We start from the raw sequence: 23,448 nt of genomic DNA, 5'->3' as shown, positions 1-23,448 counted from the left end.
GGCCGCCCGGTCTCGGCCGCCTCGGTCGCCCGCCCGGTGCCCGCCGCCCATCCGGCCGCCGCCCCGGTGAACCGTCAGCTGCCGGCCCAGCCGCAGCGCTCGGCCGTCACCTTCCTGACCGTCGCCGAGGTCGCCGCGATGATGCGGGTCTCCAAGATGACCGTCTACCGCCTCGTGCACGGCGGTGAGCTCTCCGCCGTCCGCGTCGGCCGCTCCTTCCGGGTGCCCGAGCGCGCCGTGCAGGACTACCTGCGCGACGCGTACACCGACATCGCCTAAGAGGGCTGCTCCACCGCGTCACCTGTACCACCAGCGTCGCCTCCGTACGGGGTCGCCGTCGTCGGGATCCGACGGCGGCTCCCCGCGGGCGGTCGCGCCCGCTCCACCCGCACGGCAGCACGGCAGCACCGCTCCACCGCGGCCCGGAGGGACCTCGACGTCCCCGGCCGCTCCCGGCGCCCGCCGCCCGCAGTGACCCGGCCGCGGCCCGGCCACGCGACGGGGCCGCCCCGCCGGGGCACCAGGTAGTCTCGACCGTCGAGCGTCGTCCACCTCGCCGCAGGTGGCCGCCGCACACGAGCTGAACACCCTCGCGCGGTGCCCGGCATGACCTCCGGTCATCGCTCCGGGCCCCGCGCGACCTCGACGTCGGGAGCATCACCATGGGTTCGGTCATCAAGAAGCGCCGCAAGCGGATGGCGAAGAAGAAGCACCGCAAGCTCCTCAAGAAGACGCGCATCCAGCGTCGCAACAAGAAGTGAGCTGAGGCTCGTGCCGCCCGCGGTCGTCCTCGTCACCGGTGTGAGCCGGTGGCTGGGCGGGGCGCTGGCGGCCGAGCTCGCCGCAGACCCCTCCGTGGAGCGGGTCCTCGGGGTGGACACCGTGACCCCCGGCCCCGAGGCGCTGCGCCGCCTCGGTCGCACCGAGTTCGTGCGGGCCGACATCCGGAACCCGCTGATCGGCAAGGTCATCGCCGCCGCCGGCGTCGACACCGTCGTGCACATGAACATCAGCTCCACCCCCGGGGGGAGCGGCGGCCGCACGTCGATGAAGGAGCTCAACGTCATCGGCACGATGCAGCTGCTGGCCGCCTGCCAGCGGGTGCCCTCGGTCCGCCGCCTGGTCCTCAAGTCGACCAGCGCCGTCTACGGGGCCAGCCCCCGCGACCCCGCCGTCTTCACCGAGACGATGCAGGCCCGTCGGGTGCCCGGCGGCGGCTTCGCCAAGGACAGCCTGGACATCGAGGGCTACGTCCGGTCCTTCGCCCGCCGGCGCCCCGAGGTCGGGGTGGCCGTGCTGCGGTTCACCAACTTCATCGGCCCGCGGATCGACTCGCTGCTGACCGGCTTCCTGCGGATGCCCGTCGTCCCCACCGCGCTGGGCTTTGACGCCCGGGTCCAGCTGCTGCACGAGGACGACGCCGTCGCGGTCCTGGTGAAGGCGACCACCGGCGACTTCGCCGGCACCGTCAACGTCGGCGCCGGGGGCACCGTGCTGCTGTCCCAGGCGATCCGTCGGCTGGGCCGGGTGCCGCTGCCCCTGCCCGAGCAGGCCATGGCGCCGCTGGGTCGGCTGACCCGGCAGGCGCGGATCACCGACTACTCGCCCGAGCAGCTCCGGTTCCTCAACTTCGGCCGGGTGGTCGACACCCGCGTGCTGCGCGAGGAGTTCGGCTACACCCCGCGGTACACCACGGCGCAGGCGCTGGCCGACTACGGCCGCACCGTCGTCCCGGTGGTCGACCGGGACGTGGTGGGCTCCGTGGTGCAGACCGCGGAGGCCACCGTGGGCCGCCTGGCCTCGGTGTGGAGCTCGCTGAGCCAGCGGTCGGCGCCGACCCCGGTCGGCGGCCTCCGGGCGGTGCGCGATGCCTGAGGCCCGCGTCATCCGGCTGCACCCCGACGGCCCCGACGATCCGGTCGAGCCCCCCGCCGCCGAGCCCGGCTGGGACGACCAGGTCGCCGGCGGGCTGGAGTTCCTCCGCCGCCGCCTGACCGGGGAGTACGAGACCGACGAGTTCGGCTTCGACCCCGACCTGGCCGACCACCTGCTCATGCCGGTGCTCCGCCCGCTGTTCCAGAAGTGGTTCCGGGTCGAGACCCAGGGCCTGTCCAACATCCCCGACGTCGGCGGCGCCCTCGTGGTGGCCAACCACTCCGGCACGATCCCGCTCGACGCGCTGATGACCACCGTCGCGCTGCACGACGAGCACCCGGCGTCCCGGCGGTTCCGGCTGCTCGGCGCGGACCTGGTGTTCCAGTTCCCGTTCATCGGCGCGATGGCCCGCAAGCTCGGCGCCACCCTGGCCTGCAACGAGGACGCCGAGCGCCTGCTCACCGACGGCGAGCTGGTCGGCGTCTTCCCGGAGGGCTTCAAGGGCATCGGCAAGTCCTTCAGTGAGCGGTACACGCTGCAGCGGTTCGGCCGGGGCGGGTTCGTGACCGCGGCGCTGCGCACCGGGGCGCCGATCGTGCCGTGCGCCATCGTCGGGGCCGAGGAGATCTACCCGATGATCGGCAACGCCAAGACCGCGGCGCGGATCCTGGGGCTGCCCTACCTGCCGGTGACCCCGACGTTCCCGCTGCTCGGGCCGCTGGGCCTGGTGCCGCTGCCGTCCAAGTGGTTCATCGCCTTCGGCACGCCCATCGAGACCGCCCACTACGGCCCCGGTGCCGCCGACGACCCGATGCTGGTGTTCAACCTGACCGACCAGGTCCGCGAGACCATCCAGCAGTCGCTCTACCAGCTGCTGCTGCAGCGCCGCTCCGTCTTCAGCTGAGCGGGTCACCACCAGCGCGCCGGGTCACCGCCCCACGGGGCACCGAGCCGGGCGTAGTCGTGCGGCGCCCCCTCGTGCGCGAGCACCGGGGCGGCGCACCGCACCCGCCCGGCGCCGACCACGGGGAGCTCGGCCGGCGTGCCCGCCGACCGCGGCCCCGTCCCCGGCTGCTGCAGGGCCAGCGCGGTCCGGGCCAGCGCGACCGACACCGCGTGCGACCCACCCCCGCGGGCCCGGTCCCGCAGGGCGGCGGCGACCCCGGCGGCCAGCAGGTGGCCCGAGGCGTGGTCCAGCGCCTGCACCGGGAGCGCACCCGGCACGACGCCGTCCGGGCTCTCGACGACGGCGATCCCGGTGGTGGCCTGCACCAAGCTGTCGAAGCCGCGGCGGTGCGTCCACGGCCCGGAGGTGCCCCAGGCGCTGACGCTGCCCACCACGACGCCGGGGTGCCGCTCCGCCAGGGCCGCCGGGGTCAACCCGAACCGGTCCAGCGACCCGGGCCGGTACCCGGTGAGGACGACGTCGGCGCCGCGCAGCAGCTCGTCGAGCACCTCGGGCTCGCGGGCCAGGTCGAGCAGCGCCGAGTGCTTGTCCTGCCCGGTGTCCAGGTGCTGCCACTCGATCTCGCGCGGCTCGGGCGGGTCGACCCGCAGCACCCGGGCGCCCAGCAGGGCCAGGTCCCGGCCGGCCACCGGCCCGGCGATCACCCGGGTGAGGTCCAGCACCCGGACGCCGTCCAGCGGCGCCGTGCCCACGCCGGCCCAGGGCCGGGGTGCGGCCGGCCCCAGGAGCTCGCGCAGCACCAGCGGCCGCCGGGCGACGGCGTGCTGCTGGGGGTGCGCAGACCACTCCTCGGGCCTCCGGACGGCGACCACCAGCGCACCGGCCCCGGCGGCCGCGTCCTCCAGCTCCTGCGCCGGACGGCGGGCCAGCGCGGCGCGGACCTGGTCGGGTCCGGCCGCGTCGTCCAGGCCCAGCAGCGACCGCAACCGGGCCGCGTGGTGCGGGTAGTTGCCGTGGGTGCGGACCCACCCGTCGGCAGCGGGCCAGAACCCAGACAGCGGCGCGAACGCCGTCGGGGCGGCGCCGTCCAGCCGGAACAGGCGGTCGCTGCCGAACGAGGCGGCCACCGCGAGCCCGTCGACCTGCAGCGGCCGGGCATCCCGGCCCACCCGGTCGGCGGCGCACAGCTGCCCGGCCAGCGAGACGACGCCGACGGCGTCCACGGCCAGGGCGCCGGCCTGCAGGCGGGAGGGCAGCGGGGCCGGCGTGGCCCGCACCAGGTCCAGCTCCGCGGCGTCCCCGCCGAGGTCCGCCCAGGCCTGCGCGGCCACCGCCCCCAGCGGGCCGACCGGTCCGGTCACCGGGTCAGAACGGCCACTGGTTGCGGCGTCGGAGGGCCAGCACACCGGAGACCGCACCGCCGCCGAGCGCGGCCGCGCCCAGGGTGGGGACGCCGATCCGGGCGGCCTTGCGGCCGGTGCGGAAGTCCTTGACCGCCCAGCCGCGGGACCGGGCGACCGCCTTGAGCTCGGTGTCCGGGTTGACCGCGACCGCGGTGCCGACCAGGGAGAGCATCGGCAGGTCGTTGGACGAGTCGCTGTAGGCCGTGCACCGGGTGAGGTCCAGCCCCTCCCGCTCCGCCAGCGCCCGGACCGCCTGCGCCTTGGCCTCGTGGTGCATCAGCTCGCCGACCAGCCGACCGGTGTACTTGCCGTCGACGATCTCCGAGACGGTGCCCAGCGCGCCGGTCAGCCCGAGGCGGCGGGCGATGACCGAGGCCAGCTCGATCGGGGTGGCGGTCACCAGCCAGACGCGCTGCCCGGCGTCCAGGTGGGCCTGGGCCAGCACCCGGGTGCCGGCCCAGATCCGGTCGGCCATCAGCTCGTCGTAGATCTCCTCGCCGGCCGCGGAGATCTCCTCGACCGACCGGCCGGCGATGAAGGCCAGCGCGTTGTCCCGGACGGTGTGCATGTCCACGGCGGACTCGGACCCGGCGACCCGGAACTTGGCCTGCTGCCAGATGAAGGAGGCCACGTCGCGGCCGGTGAAGTACTTGCGGGCGGCCAGCCCGCGGGCGAACCAGAACAGCGAGGCGCCCATCATCATCGTGTTGTCGCAGTCGAAGAACGCGGCACCGGTGCGGTCGGGCTCGACCACGGGTGCGGCCTCGACCTGGGCGGCTGCGGCGGCCGCGGCGCCGGCGACGAGGGCGCGGGTCTCCTCGTCGGCCAGGTCACCCGGCAGGCGGGCGCGTCGACCGCGGAACGGCACTCGGACCACGCGTCCGCCCCCCTCCTCGAGACCGCGGGGCACGACCCCGCACGCTGGTCCCGCCCCTAGCCGCCCCCGCCGACACCCCGGCCCCGGCGGTGGGGGTGGCCGATGTGGTCGAGGGGCGGTCAGTCGCCGATGCAGATGAGGCCGCCGACGCAGATCGTCGTCGAGGGCAGCAGGGGCACGTCGATCAGCGGCGGGACGGTGGTGGTCACCGCGGGCGTGGGCAGGGCGGGGACGGTGGTGCCCGCCNCGACCGGCGCCGGGGGACGGACCACCGGCGGGGGAGCGGGCGCCCGGTGGGCGCCGGTCGGCTGCTCGTCCACCGGGCGGCGGGGGACCGGTGTCGTCGTGCGGGGGCGCGGGGTCGGCCGGGGACGCGCGGGGTCGCGGCCCGACACGTCGGCGGCCGCACCGCCGGCTCGACCCTGGAGGGGCAATGCGGTCCCTCCGTCGTGGTCGGCGGCGCAGGACCCGGCGGCCGCACCCGGGCCCTGACCTGCGCAGGTCGGCCCCATGGTGACAACATCGGGCGTCCGCGTCCACGCGAGAAGGAGACCGGCCAGCGGCCACCCGGCCGCCCCGGTGGAGGAGGGTGTGCCCCGGTGGCCCCAGCAGCCCGCACGTTCCACGGTCTGGTCCGCGCCGCGGCGCAGGCCCACGGGTCGGCACCGGCCCTCGTGGAGGGGGACCGCCGGCTGACCTGGGCGGAGCTCTCGGCGCAGGTCGACCGCACCGCCGCGGGGTGGGCCGGGCTCGGGATGGCCGCCGGCGACCGGGTCGCCGTCCAGCTGCCCAACGGCATCGACTGGGTGCTCGCCGTGGTGGGCGCGCTGCGCGCCGGCCTGGTCGTCGTCCCGGTCAACACCGCCTACACCGACCCCGAGCTGACGCACCTGCTCACCGACTCCGGCGCACGGGCGCTGGTCACCGCGCAGCCCCGCGAGGAGCTGGCCGGGGCGGCCGTCGTGGTCGGCCCGCCGGCCGCCGACGGGGAACCGCCGGTCGACCCCGACGACCCGCAGGCACTCGCGCTGCTGGGCTACACCAGCGGCACCACCGGCAGCCCGCGCGGGGCGATGCTCACGCACGCCGCGCTGCTGGCCAACCAGCAGCAGGTGCTCGCGGTGCAGCCGGCCCCGGTCCGCCCCGGCGACGTCGTGCTGCTGGCCCTGCCGCTGTTCCACGTCTACGGCCTCAACGGCGGCCTCGGCCTGGTCGCGGCCACCGGTTCCTGCGGGGTGGTCGTGCCCGCCTTCGACCCCACCGGCACGCTCGCGCTGATGGCCGCCGAGGGCGTCACCGCGGTGCCCGCCGCCCCGCCGATGTACCAGGCCTGGCTGGCCGCGGCCGACGCCGCCGGGTCCGACACCGCCCTGCGCCGGGCGTTCGCCGCCGTCCACACGGCGAGCTCGGGGTCCGCGCCGTTGGCCCCCCGGGTCTGGACGGCGATGCGGGACCGGGCCGCGGTCACGGTGTGGGAGGGCTACGGGCTCACCGAGGCCGCGCCCGTGCTGGCCACGACCCTGGTCACCGGCCGGGCGAAGCCGGCCTGCATCGGGGCGCCGGTCCCCGGGGTGGAGCTTGTGCTGCGGGACAGCGCCGGTGGCCCCGGTGCCGGCCCGGACCCAGGCAGCAAGGTCCGCGAGGACGTCTTCGGCGACCCGTTCGGCGACGACCCGCCCGACAGCGCCGGCGAGGTGTGCGTGCGCGGGGCGAACCTGTTCGCCGGCTACTGGCCCGACGGCGCCGACGGTCCCGACGACGAGGGCTGGCTGCTCACCGGGGACATCGCCTACCGCGACGCCCAGGGCGACCTGCACCTGGTCGACCGCCGCCGCGACCTGGTGCTGGTCAGCGGGTTCAACGTGTACCCGCTGGAGGTCGAGCGGGTGCTGGAGACCCACCCCGAGGTCGCCGAGGCCGCGGTCATCGGGCTGCCCGACGAGCGCACCGGGGAGTCGGTGCGCGCGGTCGTCGTCCGGACCGAGGGGTCCGCGCTGGACGCCGCGGACCTACGCACGTTCGCCGCGCGCTCGCTGGCCCGGTTCAAGATCCCCAGCAGCATCCACTTCGTGGACCAGCTGCCGCACTCGCTGACCGGCAAGGTCAGCCGGGCCCGGCTGCGCGAGCTCGGGCTGCACCTGGTCGCCGAGGAGACCCAGCACGCGGAGGGCGTCGATGGCTGAGCTGCAGCTGCTCACCCGGGCCGGGTGCCACCTGTGCGAGGTCGCCGCGGAGACCCTGGACCGGGTGGCGGCCGAGCACGGGCTGACCGTGACCCCCGTCGACGTCGACGCCGACCCCGAGCTGCAGGCCGAGTACGGGGACCGCGTGCCCGTCGTCCTGCTCGACGGACGGGAGCACAGCTACTTCACCGTCGACGTCGACCGGCTGCGCCGGGACCTCGCGGCGGGCTGAGCTGGCCGCCGCACGGGTGGCGTCGGACACACCGGACGGCGGTGACCTGCAGGGATGCGCCCGCGAACTTTGTTCCGACGTTCACAAGCGGTTACCGTGGGCAGCGCCGGAGCCAGCAGAGGGCCGGTAGACACCCCCCGATGTCCGCGACACCGCCCCGTGTGCGCGGCTCGCCGTGGAGACGCCCGGACCCTGCCCGTCCGCCGTCCCCGGGGGTGCCCCGAGCGGGCCGATCGAGGAGAGCGCATGAGCGAGCCGCGGGCCCGGGTCATCCCCGAGGCCACCGTCGCCCGCCTCGCGGTGTACCTGCGGGTGCTCACCGGGCTGGCCGAGGGTGGCCGCAGCTCGGTCTCCAGCGGCGAGCTGGCCTCGGCCGCCGGGGTCAACCCGGCCGGGTTGCGCAAGGACCTGTCCTACCTCGGCCCGTGCGGGGTGCGCGGCGTGGGCTACGCCGTCCCGGCGCTGCGCGAGCGGCTGGCCCGCGCCCTGGGCGTCGAGGAGGCCCGGTCCTGCGTGCTGGTCGGCATGGGCAACCTGGGCTCGGCGCTGGCCGGCTACGCCGGCTTCGGCAGCCGCGGCTTCTCCTTCGTGGGGCTGCTGGACGCCGACCCGGCGCGGGTCGGCGAGGTCGTCGGCGGCACCGCGGTGCGCCCGGTCGACGACCTCGAGGACGTCGTCGCCGAGCACGGCGTGACCATCGCGGTGGTGACCACCCCCGCCGTGGTGGCCCAGCAGGTGTGCGACCGCCTGGTCGCCGCCGGCGTCCGCAGCATCGTGAACTTCGCGCCGGTGGCGCTGGTCGTCCCCGCCGGGGTCGACGTCCGGCAGGTGGACCTGTCGGTGGAGCTGCAGGTGCTGGCGTTCCTGGACCAGCAGAAGGGTGTGCACCTCGTGGCGGACCGGGAGACCGAGCAGGTGGCTCTCCCGTGAGCCTCCTCGCCGTGGGCATCAGCCACCAGACCGCGCCGGTGACCCTGCTCGAGCAGGTCGCCATGAACGGCGACGACACCGTGAAGACCCTGCACGAGCTGCTGGACTGCGAGCACGTGTCAGAGGCGCTGGTGCTGGCCACCTGCAACCGGGTCGAGATCTTCGCCGAGGTCGACCGGTTCCACGGCGGCGTCACCGACGTCAGCCGGGTGCTGGCCCGGCACGCCGGCGCCGGGGTCGAGGACCTCTCGCCCTACGTGACCGTGCACTACGAGGACCAGGCCATCGGCCACCTGTGCACCGTGGCCGCCGGGCTGGACTCCATGGTGGTCGGGGAGACCCAGGTGCTGGGCCAGCTGCGCGCGGCCTACGCCCTGGCCCAGGCCGAGGGCACCATCGGCCGCGAGCTGCACCCGATCGCCCAGCGGGCGCTGCGGGTCGGCAAGCGGGTGCACAGCGAGACCGGCATCGACCGGGCCGGCGCATCGCTGGTCTCGGTGGCCCTGGACCGGGTCACCGACCGGATCGGCGACCTGGCCGGTCGGCCGGTGCTCGTCGTCGGCGCCGGGTCGATGGGCGCGCTGGCGGCCACCACCCTGGCCCGGCGCGGCGCCGCCGTGACGATCACGAGCCGGACGCCGGGCACGGCGCTGCGGCTGGCCGACTCCCTGGGCGGCCGCGCCGTCGACCTCGAGGACCTCGGCTCCGAGCTCGCCGACGCCGACGTCCTGGTCACCTGCACCGGCGCGACCGGCACGGTCATCGGCACCGACCTGGTGACCTCGGCCATGGTCGGCCGCGACCGGCCGCTGGTCGTGGTCGACCTGGCCCTGCCCCGCGACGTCGACGCCGCCGTGGGCACCCTGCCCGGCGTGCACGTCGTGGACCTGGCGATGCTGCAGGGCGAGCGGGCCGCGCGCCCCGGCGAGCCGGTGGCCGGCTCGGTGGCCGCCGACGACATCGCCGCCGCGCACGCCCTGGTCGAGCTGGAGACCTCCCTGCTGCGGGCCGAGCGGCTGGCCGCCGCGGTGGCCCCGACCGTGTCGGCCCTGCGCAGCCAGGCCGCCGTGGTCGTCGACGCCGAGCTGCTCCGGTGGCCCCCCCGGCTGCCCGCCCCCGCCGCCCGGTCCCGGGCGGGGGTCGCCCGCACCGTGCGCCGGGTGGTCGACAAGCTGCTGCACGAGCCCACCGTCCGGGTGAAGGAGCTGGCCAGCTCGCCGGGCGGCACCGACTACGCCGACGCCCTCCGGGCGCTGTTCGGCCTGGGGCTGGACGCCGACACCACGGTGCTGGCCGACGCGGTGACCGTCGACCCGGCCGGGACCGGCGCGCGCGACCAGCTCGCGGCCGACCGGGACCTGCCGTGAGCGCGCCGATCCGGCTGGGCACCCGGCGCAGCGAGCTGGCCCTCACCCAGTCCGGGCACGTGGCCGACGCGATCACCGCGGCCAGCGGGCGCCCGGTCGAGCTGGTGCACATCACGACCGCCGGTGACCGGTCGGCCGCGGCGATCAGCCAGCTGGGCGGCACCGGGGTGTTCGTCAGCGCGCTGCGCGACGCGCTGCACGCCGGCACCGTGGACGTGGCCGTGCACAGCTACAAGGACCTGCCCACCGCCGAGGACCCCGGCCTGGTCATCGCCGCGATCCCGCCGCGCCAGGACCCCCGCGACGCCCTGGTGGCCCGGGACGGCCTGACCCTCGGCGAGCTGCCCGCCGGCGCCACCGTCGGCACCGGCGCCCCCCGCCGGGTCGCCCAGCTGCGCGCGCTGGGCCTGGGCCTGGAGGTGGTGCCGATCCGGGGGAACGTGGACACCCGGATGGGCAAGGTGACCTCCGGCGAATTGGACGCCGTGGTCCTCGCCCGGGCAGGATTGGCCCGTCTCGGCCGGCTGGACGCGGTCACCGAGGTGCTCGACCCGCTCCAGGTTCTCCCCGCCCCCGCGCAGGGAGCCCTGGCCGTGGAGTGCCGGAGCGACGACGAGGTCACCCGGGCGCTGCTCGCGGGCCTCGACGACCTCGGGACCCGGGCCTGCGTCGTCGCCGAGCGCTCCGTCCTGGCCACCCTGGAGGCCGGGTGCAGTGCTCCGGTCGCGGCCCACGCCGAGATCGGCGAGGCCGAGGACGGCGGCGACGAGATCTACCTGCGGGCCTCGGTCACCGCGATCGACGGCAGCGACGCCGTCCGCGGCTCGACGTCCGGGCCGGCGACCGACGCGGCCCGGCTGGGCCGCGAGCTCGCCGCCGAGCTGCTCGACCGCGGTGCGGCCGCCCTCGTGGCGGCCAGCCGGTGAACCACCGCACGCCCCGCACCCCAGCCACACCCCATTCCCCCTGTTCGACCGCAAGCGACCCCACCCCGGGGTCGGAGATGGAGAGCACGCGATGACGCGCTCACGCAAGCAGACCGGCCGAGTCGTCTTCGTCGGCGGTGGCCCCGGCGACCCCGGGTTGCTCACGACCCGCGCCGCCGACGCGCTGGCCGCCGCCGACCTGGTGCTGGCCGACGCCGACGTCCCGACGCCGCTGACCGACGCGATCCGCGAGGTGCACCCCGACCTCGAGCTGACCGTCGCCACCGGCGAGCCGGCCGAGGTGGCCAAGGCCGCCGTCGCGGCCGCCAAGAACGGCTCGGTCGTCGTCCGGCTGGTCGCCGGTGACCCGTTCACCACCGACGCCGTGGTCAAGGAGACCCTCGCGGTCACCCGGACGAGCGTGCCCTTCGACGTCGTCCCGGGCGTGGCCGTGGGCACCGCGGTGCCGGCCTACGCCGGGGTCGCCATCGGCGCCGGGTCGGTCCAGGCCGACCTGCGCGGCGAGGAGCCGGTCGACCTGGGCGCCCTGGCCGCGGCCAGCGCCGGCACCGGCAGCCCGCTGGTGCTGCAGGTGCACGCCGAGTCGCTGCCCGGGATCGCCGCCGGCCTGGTCGAGGGCGGCCTGCCCGGCTCGACCCCGGTCGTGGTCACCGCCGACGGCACCGGCACCTCGCAGAAGAGCGTCGTGGCCAAGCTGGCCGCGATCGCCGAGAAGGACGCCGGGACCGAGTCGATGACCGGTTCGGTCGTGGTCACCGTCGGCTCGGTCGTGGACAAGCGCGGCAAGCTCGGCTGGTGGGAGTCCCGCCCGCTGTTCGGCTGGCGCGTGCTGGTGCCCCGCACCAAGGAGCAGGCCGGCGACATGAGCGAGCGGCTGCGGGCCTACGGCGCCGTGCCGGTCGAGGTGCCCACCATCGCCGTGGAGCCCCCGCGCAGCCCGGCCCAGATGGACCGTGCCGTCAAGGGCCTGGTCACCGGCCGCTACGGCTGGATCATCTTCACCTCGACCAACGCCGTCCGCGCGGTCCGGGAGAAGTTCACCGAGCTCGGCCTGGACGCCCGCGCGTTCGCCGGGGTCAAGGTGGCCTGCGTCGGCGAGCAGACCGCCCAGGCGGTCCGCGAGTTCGGCATCGTGCCCGAGCTGGTCCCCTCCGGCGACCAGTCCTCCGAGGGCCTGCTGGTGGACTTCCCGCCCTACGACGACGTGTTCGACCCGATCGACCGGGTGCTGCTGCCCCGCGCCGACATCGCCACCGAGACCCTGACCGCGGGCCTGAAGGACCGCGGCTGGGAGGTCGACGACGTCACCGCCTACCGGACCGTGCGGGCCGCCCCGCCGGCGGCCGCGGTGCGCGAGGCGATCAAGGGCGGCGGCTTCGACGCCGTCTGCTTCACCTCGTCCTCGACCGTGCGCAACCTGGTCGGCATCGCGGGCAAGCCGCACGCCCGCACCGTCGTCGCGGTGATCGGCCCGGCCACCGCGGCCAGCGCCACGGAGTTCGGCCTGCGGGTCGACGTCCAGCCCGAGACCGCCGCGGTCGGCCCGCTGGTGGACGCGCTCGCCGCGCACGCCGAGGCCCGCCGGGCCGAGGCCGAGGGCGGGGCAGCGGAGTGACCGGCGGGGGTTCGCCGGGCTTCGCGCGGGGACGGCGGCTGCGCTCGACGCCGGCGCTGCGCCGGATGACCGCGCAGACCCGGCTGGCCCCCGCCGACTTCGCCCTGCCGGTGTTCGTCAAGCAGGACATCACCGAGCCGGTGCCGATCTCCTCGATGCCCGGCGTCGTCCAGCACACGCTGGACTCGGTGCGGCGGGCCGCGCAGGAGGCGGCCGAGGTCGGGATCAGCGGGCTCATGCTCTTCGGCATCCCGTCGGAGAAGGACCCGGTCGGCTCCCAGGCCGACGCCGCCGACGGCATCGTCAACGTGGCGCTGCAGCAGCTGCGGGCCGACCTGGGCGACGAGCTCGTGCTCATGGCCGACCTGTGCCTGTGCGAGTACACCGACCACGGGCACTGCGGCGTGGTCACCCCCGCCGGGGTCGTGGACAACGACCCCACCCTCGACCGGTACGCCGCGATCGCGATCGCCCAGGCCCAGGCCGGGGCGCACCTGGTGGCCCCCAGCGGGATGATGGACGGCCAGGTCGCCGCGATCCGGGCCGGCCTGGACTCCGCGGCCTTCACCGAGGTGCCGATCCTGGCCTACGCGGCCAAGTACGCCTCGGGCTTCTACGGCCCGTTCCGCGAGGCCGCCGAGGGCGCCCCCCAGTTCGGGGACCGGTCGACCTACCAGATGGACCCGCCGAACGCGGCCGAGGCGCTGCGCGAGGTGGCCCAGGACCTCGCCGAGGGCGCCGACGCCGTCATGGTGAAGCCCGCGCTGCCCTACCTGGACATCGTCCGGCAGGTCGCCGATGCGGTGGACGTCCCGGTCAGCGCCTACCAGGTGAGCGGGGAGTACGCGATGGTCGAGGCGGCCGCCGCGCACGGCATGATCGACCGCCGCCGCGCAGTCCTGGAGACCCTCACCTCGATCCGCCGTGCCGGTGCGGGCACCGTGCTGACCTACTGGGCGGTCGAGGCAGCGCGCTGGCTCCGATGAGCACCGAGCCGGCCTACACCGAGCCCGGCGGCTCCTGGCGCACGTTCGCCGGTCTAGCCGCGATCTTCGTGGTGCTGGCCGTGGCCGACGTCGTGCTGCCCGGCGGCGACGTCCCGCTGCTGCTGTGGGTGCTCGCCGTCGTGGTGGTGCTCGGCATCGTGGCGACCGGCGCGGTGTCGGCCAACCGGGTGTGGACGGTCACCGTCGTCGACCGCGGGCCCGAGGCCGGGCTCACCGTCGGCCGGGAGCGGCTGCCGCTGACCGAGCTCGACCCGGCGTCCGTGGACGGCGTGGCGGGCGTGGACGTCGGCGCCCCGGTGCTGGGCGGCGGGGCCGACGTGCCCAAGGGCCGGGTCGGCCTGCCGCTGCGCCGCACCGACGGGACGACGGTGCTGGTGCCCACCCGGCGCCCCGCACAGCTGACCGCTGCCCTGCGCACAGCTCTGACGGGGGCCGCCGGCCCGGATGCGCAGCCTGGGACAGTGGAGCCGTGACCTACCCGTACGACGCCCCCGCCTCGGCCGACCTGTTCGAGCGCGCCGCCGCGGTGACCCCCGGCGGGGTCAACTCCCCGGTGCGCGCGTTCCGCGCCGTCGGCGGCACCCCGCGCTTCATGGCCTCGGGCTCCGGTCCCTGGATCACCGACGTCGACGGGCGCCGCTACGTCGACCTGGTGAGCTCCTGGGGCCCGATGATCCTGGGCCACGCGCACCCCGAGGTGGTCGCCGCGGTCACCGACGCGGCGTCCCGCGGGTTCTCCTTCGGCACCCCGACCGCCGGCGAGGTCGAGCTGGCGACCGAGATCGTGCAGCGGGCCGGCGTCGAGCAGGTCCGGCTGGTCAACTCCGGCACCGAGGCCGTGCTGTCGGCGATCCGGCTGGCCCGCGGCGCCACCGGCCGGGCCGTCGTGGTCAAGTTCGCCGGCTGCTACCACGGCCACGTCGACGCGCTGCTCGCCTCGGCCGGCTCCGGCGTCGCCACCCTCGGTCTGCCGGACACCCCGGGCGTGACCACCGGCGCCGCCGCCGACACCGTCGTGCTGCCCTACAACGACGTCGCCGCGGTCGAGGCCGTGTTCGCCGAGCGGGGCGCCGAGATCGCCTGCGTCATCACCGAGGCCGCCGCCGGCAACATGGGCGTCGTCCCCCCGGCGGACGGCTTCAACGCCGCGCTCCGCCGGATCACCGCCGCGCACGGGGCCCTGCTGGTCGTCGACGAGGTGATGACCGGCTTCCGGGTCAGCCGCTCGGGCTGGCGCGGCGCCGAGCACTACGACGCCGACCTCGTCACCTTCGGCAAGGTCATGGGCGGCGGGCTGCCCGCCGCGGCCTTCGGCGGCCGGCGCGAGCTCATGCAGCAGCTGGCCCCGGTCGGGCCGGTCTACCAGGCGGGCACCCTGGCCGGGAACCCCGTCGCGGTCGCCGCCGGGCTCACCACGCTCCGGCTGTGCACCGACGAGGTCTACGCCCGCTGCGACGCCGTCGCCGGCACCCTGCGCGAGGCCGTGGCCGCCGAGCTGACCGCGGCCGGGGTGGCGCACCGCATGCAGTCCGCGGGCTCCATGTTCTCCGTCTTCTTCGTGCCCGACGGCCGCGAGGTGCGCGACTACGACGACGCCCGCACGCAGGAGACCGCCCGGCACACCGCGTTCTTCCACTCGATGCTGGCTGCCGGGGTCTACCTGCCGCCGTCGGCGTTCGAGTCCTGGTTCGTCAACGCCGCGATGGACGACGAGGCCGTGCAGCACGTGCTGGACGCGCTGCCGGCCGCCGCCCGGGCCGCCGCGGCCGCCGCCCCCGGGACCGCCCCGGCGGTCTCGCACGACGCCCAGGCGCTGCAGCCGTGACCGCCGAGCTGACCACCGTGCACGTGATGCGGCACGGCGAGGTGTTCAACCCCACCGGCGTGCTCTACGGCCGGCTGCCCGGGTTCCACCTCTCCGTGGCCGGGCACGGCATGGCCCGCACCGCCGCGGAGTGGTTCGGCGGGCACCGGCCGATCACCCACCTGGTGGCCTCCCCGCTGCAGCGCGCGCAGGAGACCGCCGCGCCGATCGGCGAGCTGCTGGACCTGCCGATCGCCACCGACGACCGGCTGATCGAGGCCGGCAACGACTTCGAGGGCCAGACCTTCGGCGTCGGCGACGGCGCGCTCAAGCACCCGGGCAACTGGTGGCGGCTGCGCAACCCGTCCACGCCGTCCTGGGGCGAGCCGTACCGCGAGATCGCCGCGCGCATGCTCGGTGCGGTGCACACCGCCCGGGACGCCGCCCGCGGCTCGGCCGCGGTGTGCGTCAGCCACCAGCTGCCGATCTGGACCCTCCGGCTCACCGTCGAGGGCCGCAGCTACCTGCACGACCCCCGCAAGCGGCAGTGCGGGCTGGCCAGCGTCACCTCGCTGACCTACGCCGGCGACGAGCTGGTCCGCGTCGACTACGCCGAGCCCGCGGGGCCCGCCGGCACGGGCACGGTGGGTGGGGCATGAGGAAGCTGCTCGTCGCCCTGGCCGCCGTCCTGGCCGTCGCGGGCTGCTCGACCGGGGCCGACCAGGTGGACGTGAACAACGGCGGGGAGTTCCGGTTCGTCGCCGGCACCCCGGCCGGCGAGGTGATCGCCGAGGGCGAGCGGGCCTCGGCGCCGCAGTTCTCCGGCACCCTGCTCGACGGCGGGGACTGGGACTCCGCAGAGCTGGACGGTGACGTCGCGGTGCTCAACTTCTGGGGTTCCTGGTGCGCCCCCTGCCGGGTCGAGACCCCGCAGTTCCAGGAGGTCTACGACGACGTCGCCGACCAGGGCGTGCAGTTCCTGGGGCTCAACGTGAAGGACCAGCAGCAGCTCGCGGAGGCGTTCGTGGACAACCAGGGCATCACCTTCCCCTCGCTCTTCGACCCCGCCGGGGAGGTCGCGCTGGCCTTCCGGGACTACCCGGCCTCGGCTATCCCGTCGACGATCGTGCTGGACCGCTACGGGCGGGTGGCCGCGGTCTACACCGGCGAGGTCAGCCAGGACGACCTGCGGACCACCCTCGACGCGCTCGTCGCGGAGGGCTGACCGGTGGGGGAGACCTTCCAGCAGGTCGTGCTCGACGGGCCGTTCCTCGTGGCTGCCGCGGTCGCCGCGCTGGTCGGGCTGATCAGCTTCGCCTCGCCGTGCGTGCTGCCGCTGGTGCCCGGCTACCTCTCCTACGTGACCGGCCTGGTCGGCACCGGCGCCCACGCGCCGCAGCCGGCCGGCGAGGGCGCCGTGGCGACCGCCGTCCGGACCGACGAGCGGCCCCCGCGCGGTCGGATGGTCGCCGGGGCGCTGCTGTTCGTGCTGGGGTTCACCGCCGTCTTCGTGGCCTTCGGTGCCCTGTTCGGTGGGCTCGGGCGCTGGTTGCTGGTCTACAACGACGAGATCACCCGGGTGATGGGCGGCGTGACGGTCCTCGTCGGGTTGGGCTTCCTGGGGTGGCTGCCGTTCCTGCAGCGCACCAAGAAGCTGTCGATCCGGCCCGCCACCGGGCTGGCCGGAGCGCCGCTCCTGGGCGTCGTCTTCGGGCTGGGCTGGACGCCGTGCCTGGGCCCCACGCTGTCGGCGGTCAACTCGTTGGCCTTCGCCGAGGCGACCGCCGGGCGCGGGGCGCTGCTGGGCGTCGCCTACTGCCTCGGCCTCGGGCTGCCCTTCGTCGTGGTCGCACTGGGGGCTCGGTGGGCCGTCGGGGCCACCGGGTTCCTCCGCCGGCACGCCGCCGCGGTCAGCCGGTTCGGCGGTGCCGTGCTGGTGGTCGTCGGTCTCCTCCTCCTCAGCGGGCTCTGGACCGAGGGCATGATCTGGTTCCGCTCCTGGCTCGCCGCGACCGGTCTGGGAGGGTTCTTCCTGTGACGACGACGATCGAGAAGGCCGCGGCGGCCCCCGTGCCGCCGTCCGCCCCGTCCCGGTGGGGCGCTGTGCGGTCGACCCTGCTGCGCTGGTGGCGGTCGCTCACGGCCATGCGGACGGCGTTGATCTTGCTGTTCCTGCTCGCCGTCGCGGCCATACCCGGGTCGTTGCTGCCGCAGCGGTCGCTGTCCCAGAGCCAGGTCACCGGCTACTTCGCCGAGCACCCCGACCTCGCGCCGGTGCTGGACAAGCTGTTCCTCTTCGACGTCTTCGGCTCGCCGTGGTTCGCCGCCATCTACCTGCTGCTGTTCATCTCCCTCATCGGCTGCGTGGTCCCGCGGGCGATCGAGCACGCGCGGGCCGTCGTTGCCGCGCCCCCGCCGGCCCCGCGGCACCTGCACCGGCTCCCCGACCACCGCACGATCGACTCCGAGCTGGACGCCGCGGCGGCCCTGGACGTCGTGGAGGAGGAGCTGCGCGTCCGCCGGTTCCGGGTGGTCCGCCGGGACGGCAAGAACGGCCCCGAGCTCTCGGCGGAGAAGGGGTTCCTCAAGGAGACCGGCAACGTCGTGTTCCACTTCGCCCTGCTGGCCCTCCTGCTGGGCCTGGCCGGCGGCAAGCTGTGGGGCTACGAGGGCAGCATCCTGGTCACCGAGGGTGACCGGTTCTGCAACACGTTCCAGCAGTACGACAACTACCGGGAGGGAGCCCTGGTGGACGCGGCGGACATGACGCCGCTGTGCGTGACCCTCCAGGACTTCCGGGCCGTCTACGAGGAGAACCTCACCGCGGCCTCCTTCACCGCCGACATCGACTACGGCCTGGCTGGTTCTGCCTCGCGGAACACGACGATCGGGGTCAACAGCCCGCTGCGTGCCGACGGCGGCCGGGTGTACGTCACCGGGCACGGGTTCTCCCCGGTGTTCAGCGTGACGTTCCCGGACGGTGAGTCCTTCACCGACATCTCGGCCCCGTTCCTGCCCTCGGACCTGCAGACCCTGGGCAGCCAGGGTGCGCTCAAGCTGCCCGACGTGCCCGGCACCGACACCCAACTGGCCCTCGAGGGCTTCTTCGCCCCGACCGGTTCCGTGCAGGGCGGCGTGCTGACCTCGATCGACCCGCGCCCGCTGGACCCGCAGGTCGCCCTGATCATCTACGAGGGCTACCTGGGCCTGGACTCCGGCCTGCCGCAGAGCGTCTACTCCATCGACCAGACCCAGATCGACCGCGGCACCCTCGAGCGCGTCGGGCAGGCCAACCTCAAGGTCGGGGAGTCCACCACGCTGGCCGACGGCACGGTGGTCACGTTCTCCGGGGTGAAGGAGTTCGCCGCCATGCAGCTGTCCCACGACCCGGGCCAGGTCTGGGTGCTCGGCGCGGCCGTCGCCATCCTGGTCGGGCTGCTGGGGATGCTCCTGCTGCGCCGGGAGCGGGTGTTCGCCCGCGCGACCGCCGGCCCCGACGGTCCGGGTACCGTCGTGGCGGTCGGGGCCCTCACCCGCGGCAGCGCCGACACCGCACCGCGCTTCACCGCACTCACCGACGACGTCGCGGCGGCACTCGCCCGCCGGACCCGCAGTCAGGAGAACCCCAGCTCGTGACAGACGAATCGCTCGCCGCGCTGTCGGACACGCTCTTCTCGATCGCGGTCGGGTTGTACTCGCTGGCGGTGGTGGCCTTCTGCGCCGAGCTCGCCTTCGGTGGCCGGAAGGCCCCCGCCCGCGAGCTGGTCGCCGCCGGCGGCGGTGCCCCGGTGAACCCCGCCGCGGGCGGGGACGTCGACGACGAGCCCGCGAAGGCCCGGCGTTGGGGCATGGTCGCCATGGGGCTGACCGCGCTCGGTGCACTGGTCCAGGCCGGGGTGCTGGTCACCCGCGGCACGGCCACCGGCCGGCTGCCCTGGGGCAACATGTACGAGTTCGGCACCGCGGTCGTGCTCGTCGCCGTCGTGGTCTACCTGGTGCTTGCCGTCCGGACGCCGTCCCTGCGGCACATCGGGGTCTTCGTGCTCGCCCCGGTCGTGCTCTCGATGGTCGGCATCGGGCTGTTCCTCTATGCCTCGGCGGGCCCGCTGGTGGCCGCGCTGCGCTCGGCCTGGCTGGCCGTGCACGTCACCACCGCGATCCTCGGCTTCGGCATCTTCTTCGTCTCCGGCATCGCCAGCGTGATGTACCTGGTGCGTTCGCGGTACGAGGCCAAGGTCGCCGCCGGCGAGCAGCCGCTGTCCCGGATCGTGCACCGGCTGCCCTCGGCCGCCGCGCTGGACCGCACCGCGCACCGCACGGTCGTCTTCGGCTTCCCGATCTGGACGTTCGCGGTCATCGCCGGCGCCATCTGGGCCGAGAGCGCCTGGGGCCGCTTCTGGGGCTGGGACCCGAAGGAGACGTGGGCCTTCATCGCCTGGGTGGTGTACGCCGCCTACCTGCACGCCCGGACCACCGCCGGCTGGCGCGGTCGTCCGTCGGCCTGGGTGAACGTCGTGGGCCTGGGCGTCATGGTCTTCAACCTGCTGTACGTGAACATGGTGTCGACCGGCCTGCACTCCTACGGCGGGCTGAAGTGACCCGCTCCTGATCACTCTCCGTCATCCTTTCCGGGGTTACGGGAGCGTTTCGGGTGCCGTCCCTGCAGTTCCGTGGGACGCTGCTGGGATGGACGACCGCTCAGGACCCCACCGTGGGTAAGCACTCGGCCCATGACGGGGCCACCGTGCACCCCCTGGTGGCGGATGCGCTGGAGCGCCGGCAGCCCGGCACCGGACCGGGAGGGCACGGCGATGCTCCGCTGCGGGCGACCGAGGTCGGCTGGCCGTCGGCCCCGGGCCGCGGCGAGGGTCTGGGTTGGCCGGGGGACCGACCGGCCGGATCTGTCGATCGCGCTCCCGAGGACGACGGGTCGGTGCTCGCCGTGCTGGACGAGGCAACCGCCCGCGAGGCCGACGAGCAGGCCCACGGTGGGGCGGCCACGGCCGAGGAGCAGCCGGTGCGCCGGCAGGGCTGGCGTCGCCTGTTCGGCGGCGGCGCGTCGGGCCGCTCCACCAGCGTCGCCTAGCCGGCCCCCTCGCAGGGGCCCGTGCCGCGCGGAGCGCGGTACCGGGGGCGAGGGGGTCCTTCCCTAGGCGGAGGTGCTGCCGTCGTCGCGGCGGGTGCGGCGGTCCAGCTCGCGCAGGAAGTCCGGGTCGTCGTCCGGGGCGATGATCCGCGGCGGGGGCTTCGGGCCCCGCGGGGTGCGCGGCCGGCGCTGACCGCCGGGGCCGCCGCCCTGGTCGCCGCCCTGGACGGCCGCAGCACGCATCACCAGCACGACGACCGCGATCGCGATCACCAGCATGACCAAGAAGACCACTGGTCCACCTCTCCCCGCCGTGCACGACCCACCGGAACCCCAGGGTAGGCGCCCCGGCGATACTCGGGGCGGTCAGCCGCCCAGCCCACCCCCACCGACCCCGGAGGACGACATCGACGCCGTCGACGAGCAGCTGCTCGCGCTGCTGCAGGCCAACGGGCGCGCGAGCTACGCCGAGCTGGCCCGGCAGGTCGGTCTGTCCGCCCCCGCGGTGCACGAGCGGGTGGGCAAGCTGGAGTCCGCCGGGGTGATCACCGGTTACACCGCGGTGGTCAACGCGGCGGCCGTCGGGCTGGGCGTCACCGCGCTGGTCGGGATCATCGACAGCGACGAGATCGACGACGTGGGCATGCTGCAGGCGGTCTCCGAGCTGCCCGCCGTGCAGGACTGCTGGCGGACGGCGGGGACCGAGGGCTACGTCCTCAAAGTGCGGGTGACCGACATCCCGGCACTCGAGGACACCATCAATGCGTTGAACAGGATCCGGGGCGTCTCGCGCACCCGGACGACCGTCGTGCTGTCGACCAAGTGGGAGGGCCGTCATGGCCGCGAAGAGTGAGCCGAACCGTCCGGTGAGCCCGACGGGCGGGCCGGCGCAGGCGCCGTCGGTGTGGCCGTTGCTGGCGCTCTACACGCTGGGCCGGCTGGTGCTGGCCGCAGCGCTGGTGGGCATCCTCTGGCTGCTCGGGCTGGGTAGCTTCCCCGGCCTGCTGTTCGGCCTGCTGCTGTCGATGCCGCTGTCGTTCGTGCTGCTCAAGCCGCTGCGCGAGCGGCTGACCGAGGCGATGCTGGCCCGCTCGGTCACCCGCAAGGCGGCCAAGGAGGACCTGCGGTCCCGGCTGGCCGGGACCGACGACACGGTCAGCTGAGCGCGAGGCCCAGGCCGAGCACCACACCGGTCACCAGCGTGACCCGGCCGGTGCCCGACAGCGCCGCGATGAGCGCCGGTCCGGTGCCGCCGGCGAGCACGGTCCGGGCCGGGGGGACGGCCAGCGGTGCGGCCAGCAGGCCGAGCAGCGCCCAGGGGCGGGCCAGGCCGATCAGCGCGACCACCACGAAGGCGGCGACCAGCAGGCCGGTGAAGAACCACCGGGTGGCCCGCTCGCCCAGCAGGACGGCCAGCGTGCGCTTGCCGACCGCGGCGTCGCCGTGCACGTCGCGCAGGTTGTTCACCACCAGGATCGCGGTGATCAGCAGCCCGACGGGGACCGCCGCGGCGAAGGCCAGGCCCTCGACCGTGCGGGTCTGGCCGAAGGTCGTGCCGACCACGGCGACCAGGCCGAAGAACACGAAGACGAACACCTCGCCCAGCGCGCGGTAGCCGTAGGGGATCGGGCCGCCGGTGTAGGTCCACGCCGCCGCGATGCTGACCGCGCCGACCGCGACCAGCCACCAGCTGGAGTACGCGGCCAGTGCCAGCCCGGCGACCCCGGCGACGGCGAAGGCCAGCAGCGCGGCGACGAGCACAGCCTGCGCCGAGGCGGCCCCGGAGCCGACCAGCCGCATCGGGCCGACCCGGTCGGCGTCGGTGCCCCGCTTGCCGTCGGAGTGGTCGTTGGCGTAGTTCACCCCGACCTGCAGGGCCAGTGCGACCACCAGCGCGAGCAGGGCGGGCACCAGCCGGAACCCGTCGAGGGCCTGCGCGACGCCGGTGCCGACGAGCACGGGCGCGACGGCGGCCGGCAGCGTCTTGGGGCGGGCGCCGGCCAGCCACTGGGCGGGGGTGGCCATCAGGCTCCTTCGATCAGGCGGGTGACCGCGCGGCGGTCGGGCTTGCCGGTGTGCAGCAGGGGGACGGCGGCGACGAGGTGCAGCTCCTTGGGCGCCGCGGGCGCCCCGAGCCGCTCGGCCACCCAGGAGCGCAGCGTCACCAGCTCGGGGACGGCGCCGGGTGCCGGCACGACGGCGGCGACCACCCGGGCCCCCCACTCGGGATCCGGCCGGCCGGCCACCACGGCGTCGGCGACGGCGGGGTGCGCGCGCAGCGCGGCCTCGACGGCCTGCGGGGAGACGTTGACCCCGCCGGTGACCACGACGTCGTCCAGCCGGCCGTGCACGGTCAGCCGGACGCCGTCGAGGGTGCCGACGTCCTGGGTGCGGAACCAGCGCCGGCCGTCGGTGTCGGTGTCGTTGCTGAACGCGGCCGCGGTGGCCACCGGGTCCAGCCGGTAGCCCAGCGCCAGCTGCGGCCCGGCCAGCTCCACGCCGTGCCCGGTGACCCGCACGGCCACCCCGTCCAGCGGGACGCCGTCGTACACGCAGCCGCCGGCGGTCTCGCTCATGCCGTAGGTGGTGATCACGGCGACCCCGGCGTCCCGGGCGGCGGTGAGCAGGTCGGGGTCGGTGGCGGCACCGCCGACGAGCACCGCGTCGAGGGCGCGCAGTGCGTCGGGCTCGGCGGTCAGCGCCCGGCGCAGCTGGATGGGCACCAGTGCGGTGTACCGGCGGCCGGCCGGCATGGCGGCCACCGCGTCGGTGAGCCGGTCGCCGGGGCCGAGCACCGTGGGGGTGGTGTCGGCCAGGGCCGACCGGGCCAGCACCTGCAGGCCGGCGACGGCGCTCACCGGGAGGGCGAGCAGCCAGCTGCCGGGGCCCCCGAGCCGGTCCAGCGTCGCGGTGGCGCTGGCCCGCACGGCGCCGGCGGACAGCAGCACGCCCCGCGGGGTGCCGGTGGAGCCGGAGGTGACCACGACGAGGTCGGCGCCGTCCTCGAGCGGTTCGTCGGCGGCCAGCACGGCCCGGGCGGCGGCCTGCGGGCCCTCGCCGGCGGGGAGCACGGCCAGCGGGGCATCGCCGTCCAGGGCGGCCTGCACGGCCGGCCAGACGTCGTCGAGCACCGCGGGGCCCAGGGCCGGCGCGTGCACGAGGGAGAGGTGCCGGGCCACGAGCAGCGAGGGTACGGCGGTCCCCGCCTACGCTGG

Annotated in this window: 26 protein-coding genes; 21 read left to right on the top strand and 5 right to left on the bottom strand. The window is 75.5% G+C overall.

Features of this window, described 5'->3' with window-relative positions:
* The 4 genes from LFA75_RS07380 to LFA75_RS07365 all read left to right on the top strand — a co-directional run.
* A partial coding sequence (locus tag LFA75_RS07380) for a helix-turn-helix domain-containing protein (protein ID WP_225233002.1) occupies nt 1-279 on the top strand: 279 nt, incomplete at its 5' end.
* 383 nt (nt 280-662) lie between these two features.
* Nucleotides 663-761, top strand: a complete 99-nt coding sequence (locus LFA75_RS07375) for a 30S ribosomal protein bS22 (protein ID WP_018654693.1) — start codon at nt 663-665, stop codon at nt 759-761.
* Nucleotides 762-771: 10 nt separating this feature from the next.
* Entirely contained in the window at nt 772-1,875 is a 1,104-nt protein-coding gene (locus LFA75_RS07370) for an NAD-dependent epimerase/dehydratase family protein (protein WP_225233001.1), read from the top strand.
* Nucleotides 1,868-2,779, top strand: coding sequence for a lysophospholipid acyltransferase family protein (locus tag LFA75_RS07365; protein WP_225233000.1), 912 nt, complete (start codon nt 1,868-1,870; stop codon nt 2,777-2,779). Before LFA75_RS07370 ends, LFA75_RS07365 begins: the two co-directional genes overlap by 8 nt.
* Nucleotides 2,780-2,784: 5 nt before the next feature.
* Here LFA75_RS07365 and LFA75_RS07360 read toward each other — a convergent pair whose 3' ends face one another.
* Together LFA75_RS07360 and LFA75_RS07355 are read right to left on the bottom strand one after the other, a co-directional pair.
* Nucleotides 2,785-4,143, bottom strand: coding sequence for a CoA transferase (locus tag LFA75_RS07360; RefSeq protein WP_225232999.1), 1,359 nt, complete (start codon nt 4,141-4,143; stop codon nt 2,785-2,787).
* A 4-nt stretch (nt 4,144-4,147) separates the two neighbouring features.
* Nucleotides 4,148-5,062: an HAD family hydrolase gene (locus LFA75_RS07355; RefSeq protein ID WP_225232998.1), complete on the bottom strand. Its 915-nt coding sequence runs from the start codon at nt 5,060-5,062 to the stop codon at nt 4,148-4,150.
* A 599-nt stretch (nt 5,063-5,661) separates the two neighbouring features.
* Here LFA75_RS07355 and LFA75_RS07350 point away from each other — a divergent pair.
* The 15 genes from LFA75_RS07350 (at nt 5,662) to LFA75_RS07280 (ending at nt 20,233) form a co-directional block, all read left to right on the top strand.
* The gene (locus LFA75_RS07350; RefSeq protein ID WP_225232997.1) at nt 5,662-7,245 is read left to right on the top strand and encodes an AMP-binding protein; all 1,584 of its coding nucleotides are present in this window, start codon (nt 5,662-5,664) and stop codon (nt 7,243-7,245) included.
* The gene (locus LFA75_RS07345) at nt 7,238-7,477 is read left to right on the top strand and encodes a glutaredoxin family protein (RefSeq protein ID WP_225232996.1); all 240 of its coding nucleotides are present in this window, start codon (nt 7,238-7,240) and stop codon (nt 7,475-7,477) included. Before LFA75_RS07350 ends, LFA75_RS07345 begins: the two co-directional genes overlap by 8 nt.
* Nucleotides 7,478-7,723: 246 nt before the next feature.
* On the top strand, nt 7,724-8,407 hold the full coding sequence (locus LFA75_RS07340; protein ID WP_263639361.1) for a redox-sensing transcriptional repressor Rex: 684 nt from the start codon (nt 7,724-7,726) through the stop codon (nt 8,405-8,407).
* Nucleotides 8,404-9,774, top strand: a complete 1,371-nt coding sequence (locus LFA75_RS07335; protein WP_225232994.1) for a glutamyl-tRNA reductase — start codon at nt 8,404-8,406, stop codon at nt 9,772-9,774. The genes LFA75_RS07340 and LFA75_RS07335 overlap by 4 nt, the downstream gene beginning before the upstream one ends.
* Nucleotides 9,771-10,700 carry a hydroxymethylbilane synthase gene (gene hemC, locus LFA75_RS07330; protein ID WP_225232993.1) on the top strand — a complete coding sequence of 310 codons (930 nt, stop codon included), beginning with the start codon at nt 9,771-9,773 and terminating at the stop codon, nt 10,698-10,700. Before LFA75_RS07335 ends, hemC begins: the two co-directional genes overlap by 4 nt.
* 91 nt (nt 10,701-10,791) lie before the next feature.
* Nucleotides 10,792-12,336 (top strand): uroporphyrinogen-III synthase, encoded by a 1,545-nt coding sequence (locus LFA75_RS07325; protein WP_225232992.1) that lies wholly within the window; start codon nt 10,792-10,794, stop codon nt 12,334-12,336.
* Nucleotides 12,333-13,322 (top strand): porphobilinogen synthase, encoded by a 990-nt coding sequence (hemB, locus tag LFA75_RS07320; protein WP_225232991.1) that lies wholly within the window; start codon nt 12,333-12,335, stop codon nt 13,320-13,322. The genes LFA75_RS07325 and hemB overlap by 4 nt, the downstream gene beginning before the upstream one ends.
* Nucleotides 13,319-13,816, top strand: coding sequence for a hypothetical protein (locus LFA75_RS07315; RefSeq protein ID WP_225232990.1), 498 nt, complete (start codon nt 13,319-13,321; stop codon nt 13,814-13,816). The genes hemB and LFA75_RS07315 overlap by 4 nt, the downstream gene beginning before the upstream one ends.
* Complete coding sequence (hemL, locus tag LFA75_RS07310) at nt 13,813-15,168, top strand: glutamate-1-semialdehyde 2,1-aminomutase (RefSeq protein ID WP_225232989.1); 1,356 nt, start codon at nt 13,813-13,815, stop codon at nt 15,166-15,168. Before LFA75_RS07315 ends, hemL begins: the two co-directional genes overlap by 4 nt.
* Nucleotides 15,165-15,806, top strand: a complete 642-nt coding sequence (locus LFA75_RS07305) for a histidine phosphatase family protein (protein ID WP_225232988.1) — start codon at nt 15,165-15,167, stop codon at nt 15,804-15,806. Before hemL ends, LFA75_RS07305 begins: the two co-directional genes overlap by 4 nt.
* Nucleotides 15,803-16,372, top strand: coding sequence for a TlpA family protein disulfide reductase (locus LFA75_RS07300; protein WP_225232987.1), 570 nt, complete (start codon nt 15,803-15,805; stop codon nt 16,370-16,372). The genes LFA75_RS07305 and LFA75_RS07300 overlap by 4 nt, the downstream gene beginning before the upstream one ends.
* A 3-nt stretch (nt 16,373-16,375) precedes the next feature.
* Nucleotides 16,376-17,185, top strand: coding sequence for a cytochrome c biogenesis CcdA family protein (locus LFA75_RS07295; RefSeq protein WP_225232986.1), 810 nt, complete (start codon nt 16,376-16,378; stop codon nt 17,183-17,185).
* On the top strand, nt 17,182-18,783 hold the full coding sequence (resB, locus tag LFA75_RS07290; RefSeq protein ID WP_225232985.1) for a cytochrome c biogenesis protein ResB: 1,602 nt from the start codon (nt 17,182-17,184) through the stop codon (nt 18,781-18,783). The genes LFA75_RS07295 and resB overlap by 4 nt, the downstream gene beginning before the upstream one ends.
* Entirely contained in the window at nt 18,780-19,745 is a 966-nt protein-coding gene (gene ccsB, locus LFA75_RS07285; protein WP_225232984.1) for a c-type cytochrome biogenesis protein CcsB, read from the top strand. The genes resB and ccsB overlap by 4 nt, the downstream gene beginning before the upstream one ends.
* Before the next feature lie 113 nt (nt 19,746-19,858).
* Nucleotides 19,859-20,233, top strand: a complete 375-nt coding sequence (locus LFA75_RS07280) for a hypothetical protein (RefSeq protein ID WP_225232983.1) — start codon at nt 19,859-19,861, stop codon at nt 20,231-20,233.
* A 63-nt stretch (nt 20,234-20,296) separates the two neighbouring features.
* Here the strand turns inward: LFA75_RS07280 and LFA75_RS07275 are convergent, their stop codons facing one another.
* Nucleotides 20,297-20,527 carry a hypothetical protein gene (locus LFA75_RS07275; RefSeq protein ID WP_225232982.1) on the bottom strand — a complete coding sequence of 77 codons (231 nt, stop codon included), beginning with the start codon at nt 20,525-20,527 and terminating at the stop codon, nt 20,297-20,299.
* Between the two features lie 19 nt (nt 20,528-20,546).
* Between LFA75_RS07275 and LFA75_RS07270 the strand changes: the two genes are divergently transcribed.
* Nucleotides 20,547-21,086: an Lrp/AsnC family transcriptional regulator gene (locus LFA75_RS07270; protein WP_225232981.1), complete on the top strand. Its 540-nt coding sequence runs from the start codon at nt 20,547-20,549 to the stop codon at nt 21,084-21,086.
* Nucleotides 21,070-21,396 (top strand): DUF4229 domain-containing protein, encoded by a 327-nt coding sequence (locus tag LFA75_RS07265; RefSeq protein ID WP_225232980.1) that lies wholly within the window; start codon nt 21,070-21,072, stop codon nt 21,394-21,396. The genes LFA75_RS07270 and LFA75_RS07265 overlap by 17 nt, the downstream gene beginning before the upstream one ends.
* Here the strand turns inward: LFA75_RS07265 and LFA75_RS07260 are convergent.
* Together LFA75_RS07260 and menE are read right to left on the bottom strand one after the other, a co-directional pair.
* The gene (locus tag LFA75_RS07260) at nt 21,389-22,258 is read right to left on the bottom strand and encodes a 1,4-dihydroxy-2-naphthoate polyprenyltransferase (RefSeq protein WP_225232979.1); all 870 of its coding nucleotides are present in this window, start codon (nt 22,256-22,258) and stop codon (nt 21,389-21,391) included. The genes LFA75_RS07265 and LFA75_RS07260 overlap by 8 nt on opposite strands.
* Nucleotides 22,258-23,412, bottom strand: coding sequence for an o-succinylbenzoate--CoA ligase (gene menE / locus LFA75_RS07255; protein WP_225232978.1), 1,155 nt, complete (start codon nt 23,410-23,412; stop codon nt 22,258-22,260). The genes LFA75_RS07260 and menE overlap by 1 nt, the downstream gene beginning before the upstream one ends.
* Between the last annotated feature and the right edge of the window lie 36 nt (nt 23,413-23,448).

Source organism: Klenkia terrae (genome assembly GCF_900491935.1).
Lineage (GTDB): Bacteria > Actinomycetota > Actinomycetes > Mycobacteriales > Geodermatophilaceae > Klenkia > Klenkia terrae.
This window is presented reverse-complemented; position numbering and strand designations above follow the sequence as displayed.

Excerpts from the sequence above, each read along its gene's own strand:
- LFA75_RS07375 (WP_018654693.1), top strand. The coding sequence starts at position 663 with ATGGGTTCGGTCATCAAGAAGCGCCGCAAGCGGATGGCGAAGAAGAAG.
- LFA75_RS07365 (WP_225233000.1), top strand. The coding sequence starts at position 1,868 with ATGCCTGAGGCCCGCGTCATCCGGCTGCACCCCGACGGCCCCGACGAT.
- LFA75_RS07345 (WP_225232996.1), top strand. The coding sequence starts at position 7,238 with ATGGCTGAGCTGCAGCTGCTCACCCGGGCCGGGTGCCACCTGTGCGAG.
- LFA75_RS07340 (WP_263639361.1), top strand. The coding sequence starts at position 7,724 with ATGAGCGAGCCGCGGGCCCGGGTCATCCCCGAGGCCACCGTCGCCCGC.
- LFA75_RS07325 (WP_225232992.1), top strand. The coding sequence starts at position 10,792 with ATGACGCGCTCACGCAAGCAGACCGGCCGAGTCGTCTTCGTCGGCGGT.
- LFA75_RS07315 (WP_225232990.1), top strand. The coding sequence starts at position 13,319 with ATGAGCACCGAGCCGGCCTACACCGAGCCCGGCGGCTCCTGGCGCACG.
- LFA75_RS07300 (WP_225232987.1), top strand. The coding sequence starts at position 15,803 with ATGAGGAAGCTGCTCGTCGCCCTGGCCGCCGTCCTGGCCGTCGCGGGC.
- LFA75_RS07265 (WP_225232980.1), top strand. The coding sequence starts at position 21,070 with ATGGCCGCGAAGAGTGAGCCGAACCGTCCGGTGAGCCCGACGGGCGGG.
- LFA75_RS07260 (WP_225232979.1), bottom strand. The coding sequence starts at position 22,258 with ATGGCCACCCCCGCCCAGTGGCTGGCCGGCGCCCGCCCCAAGACGCTG.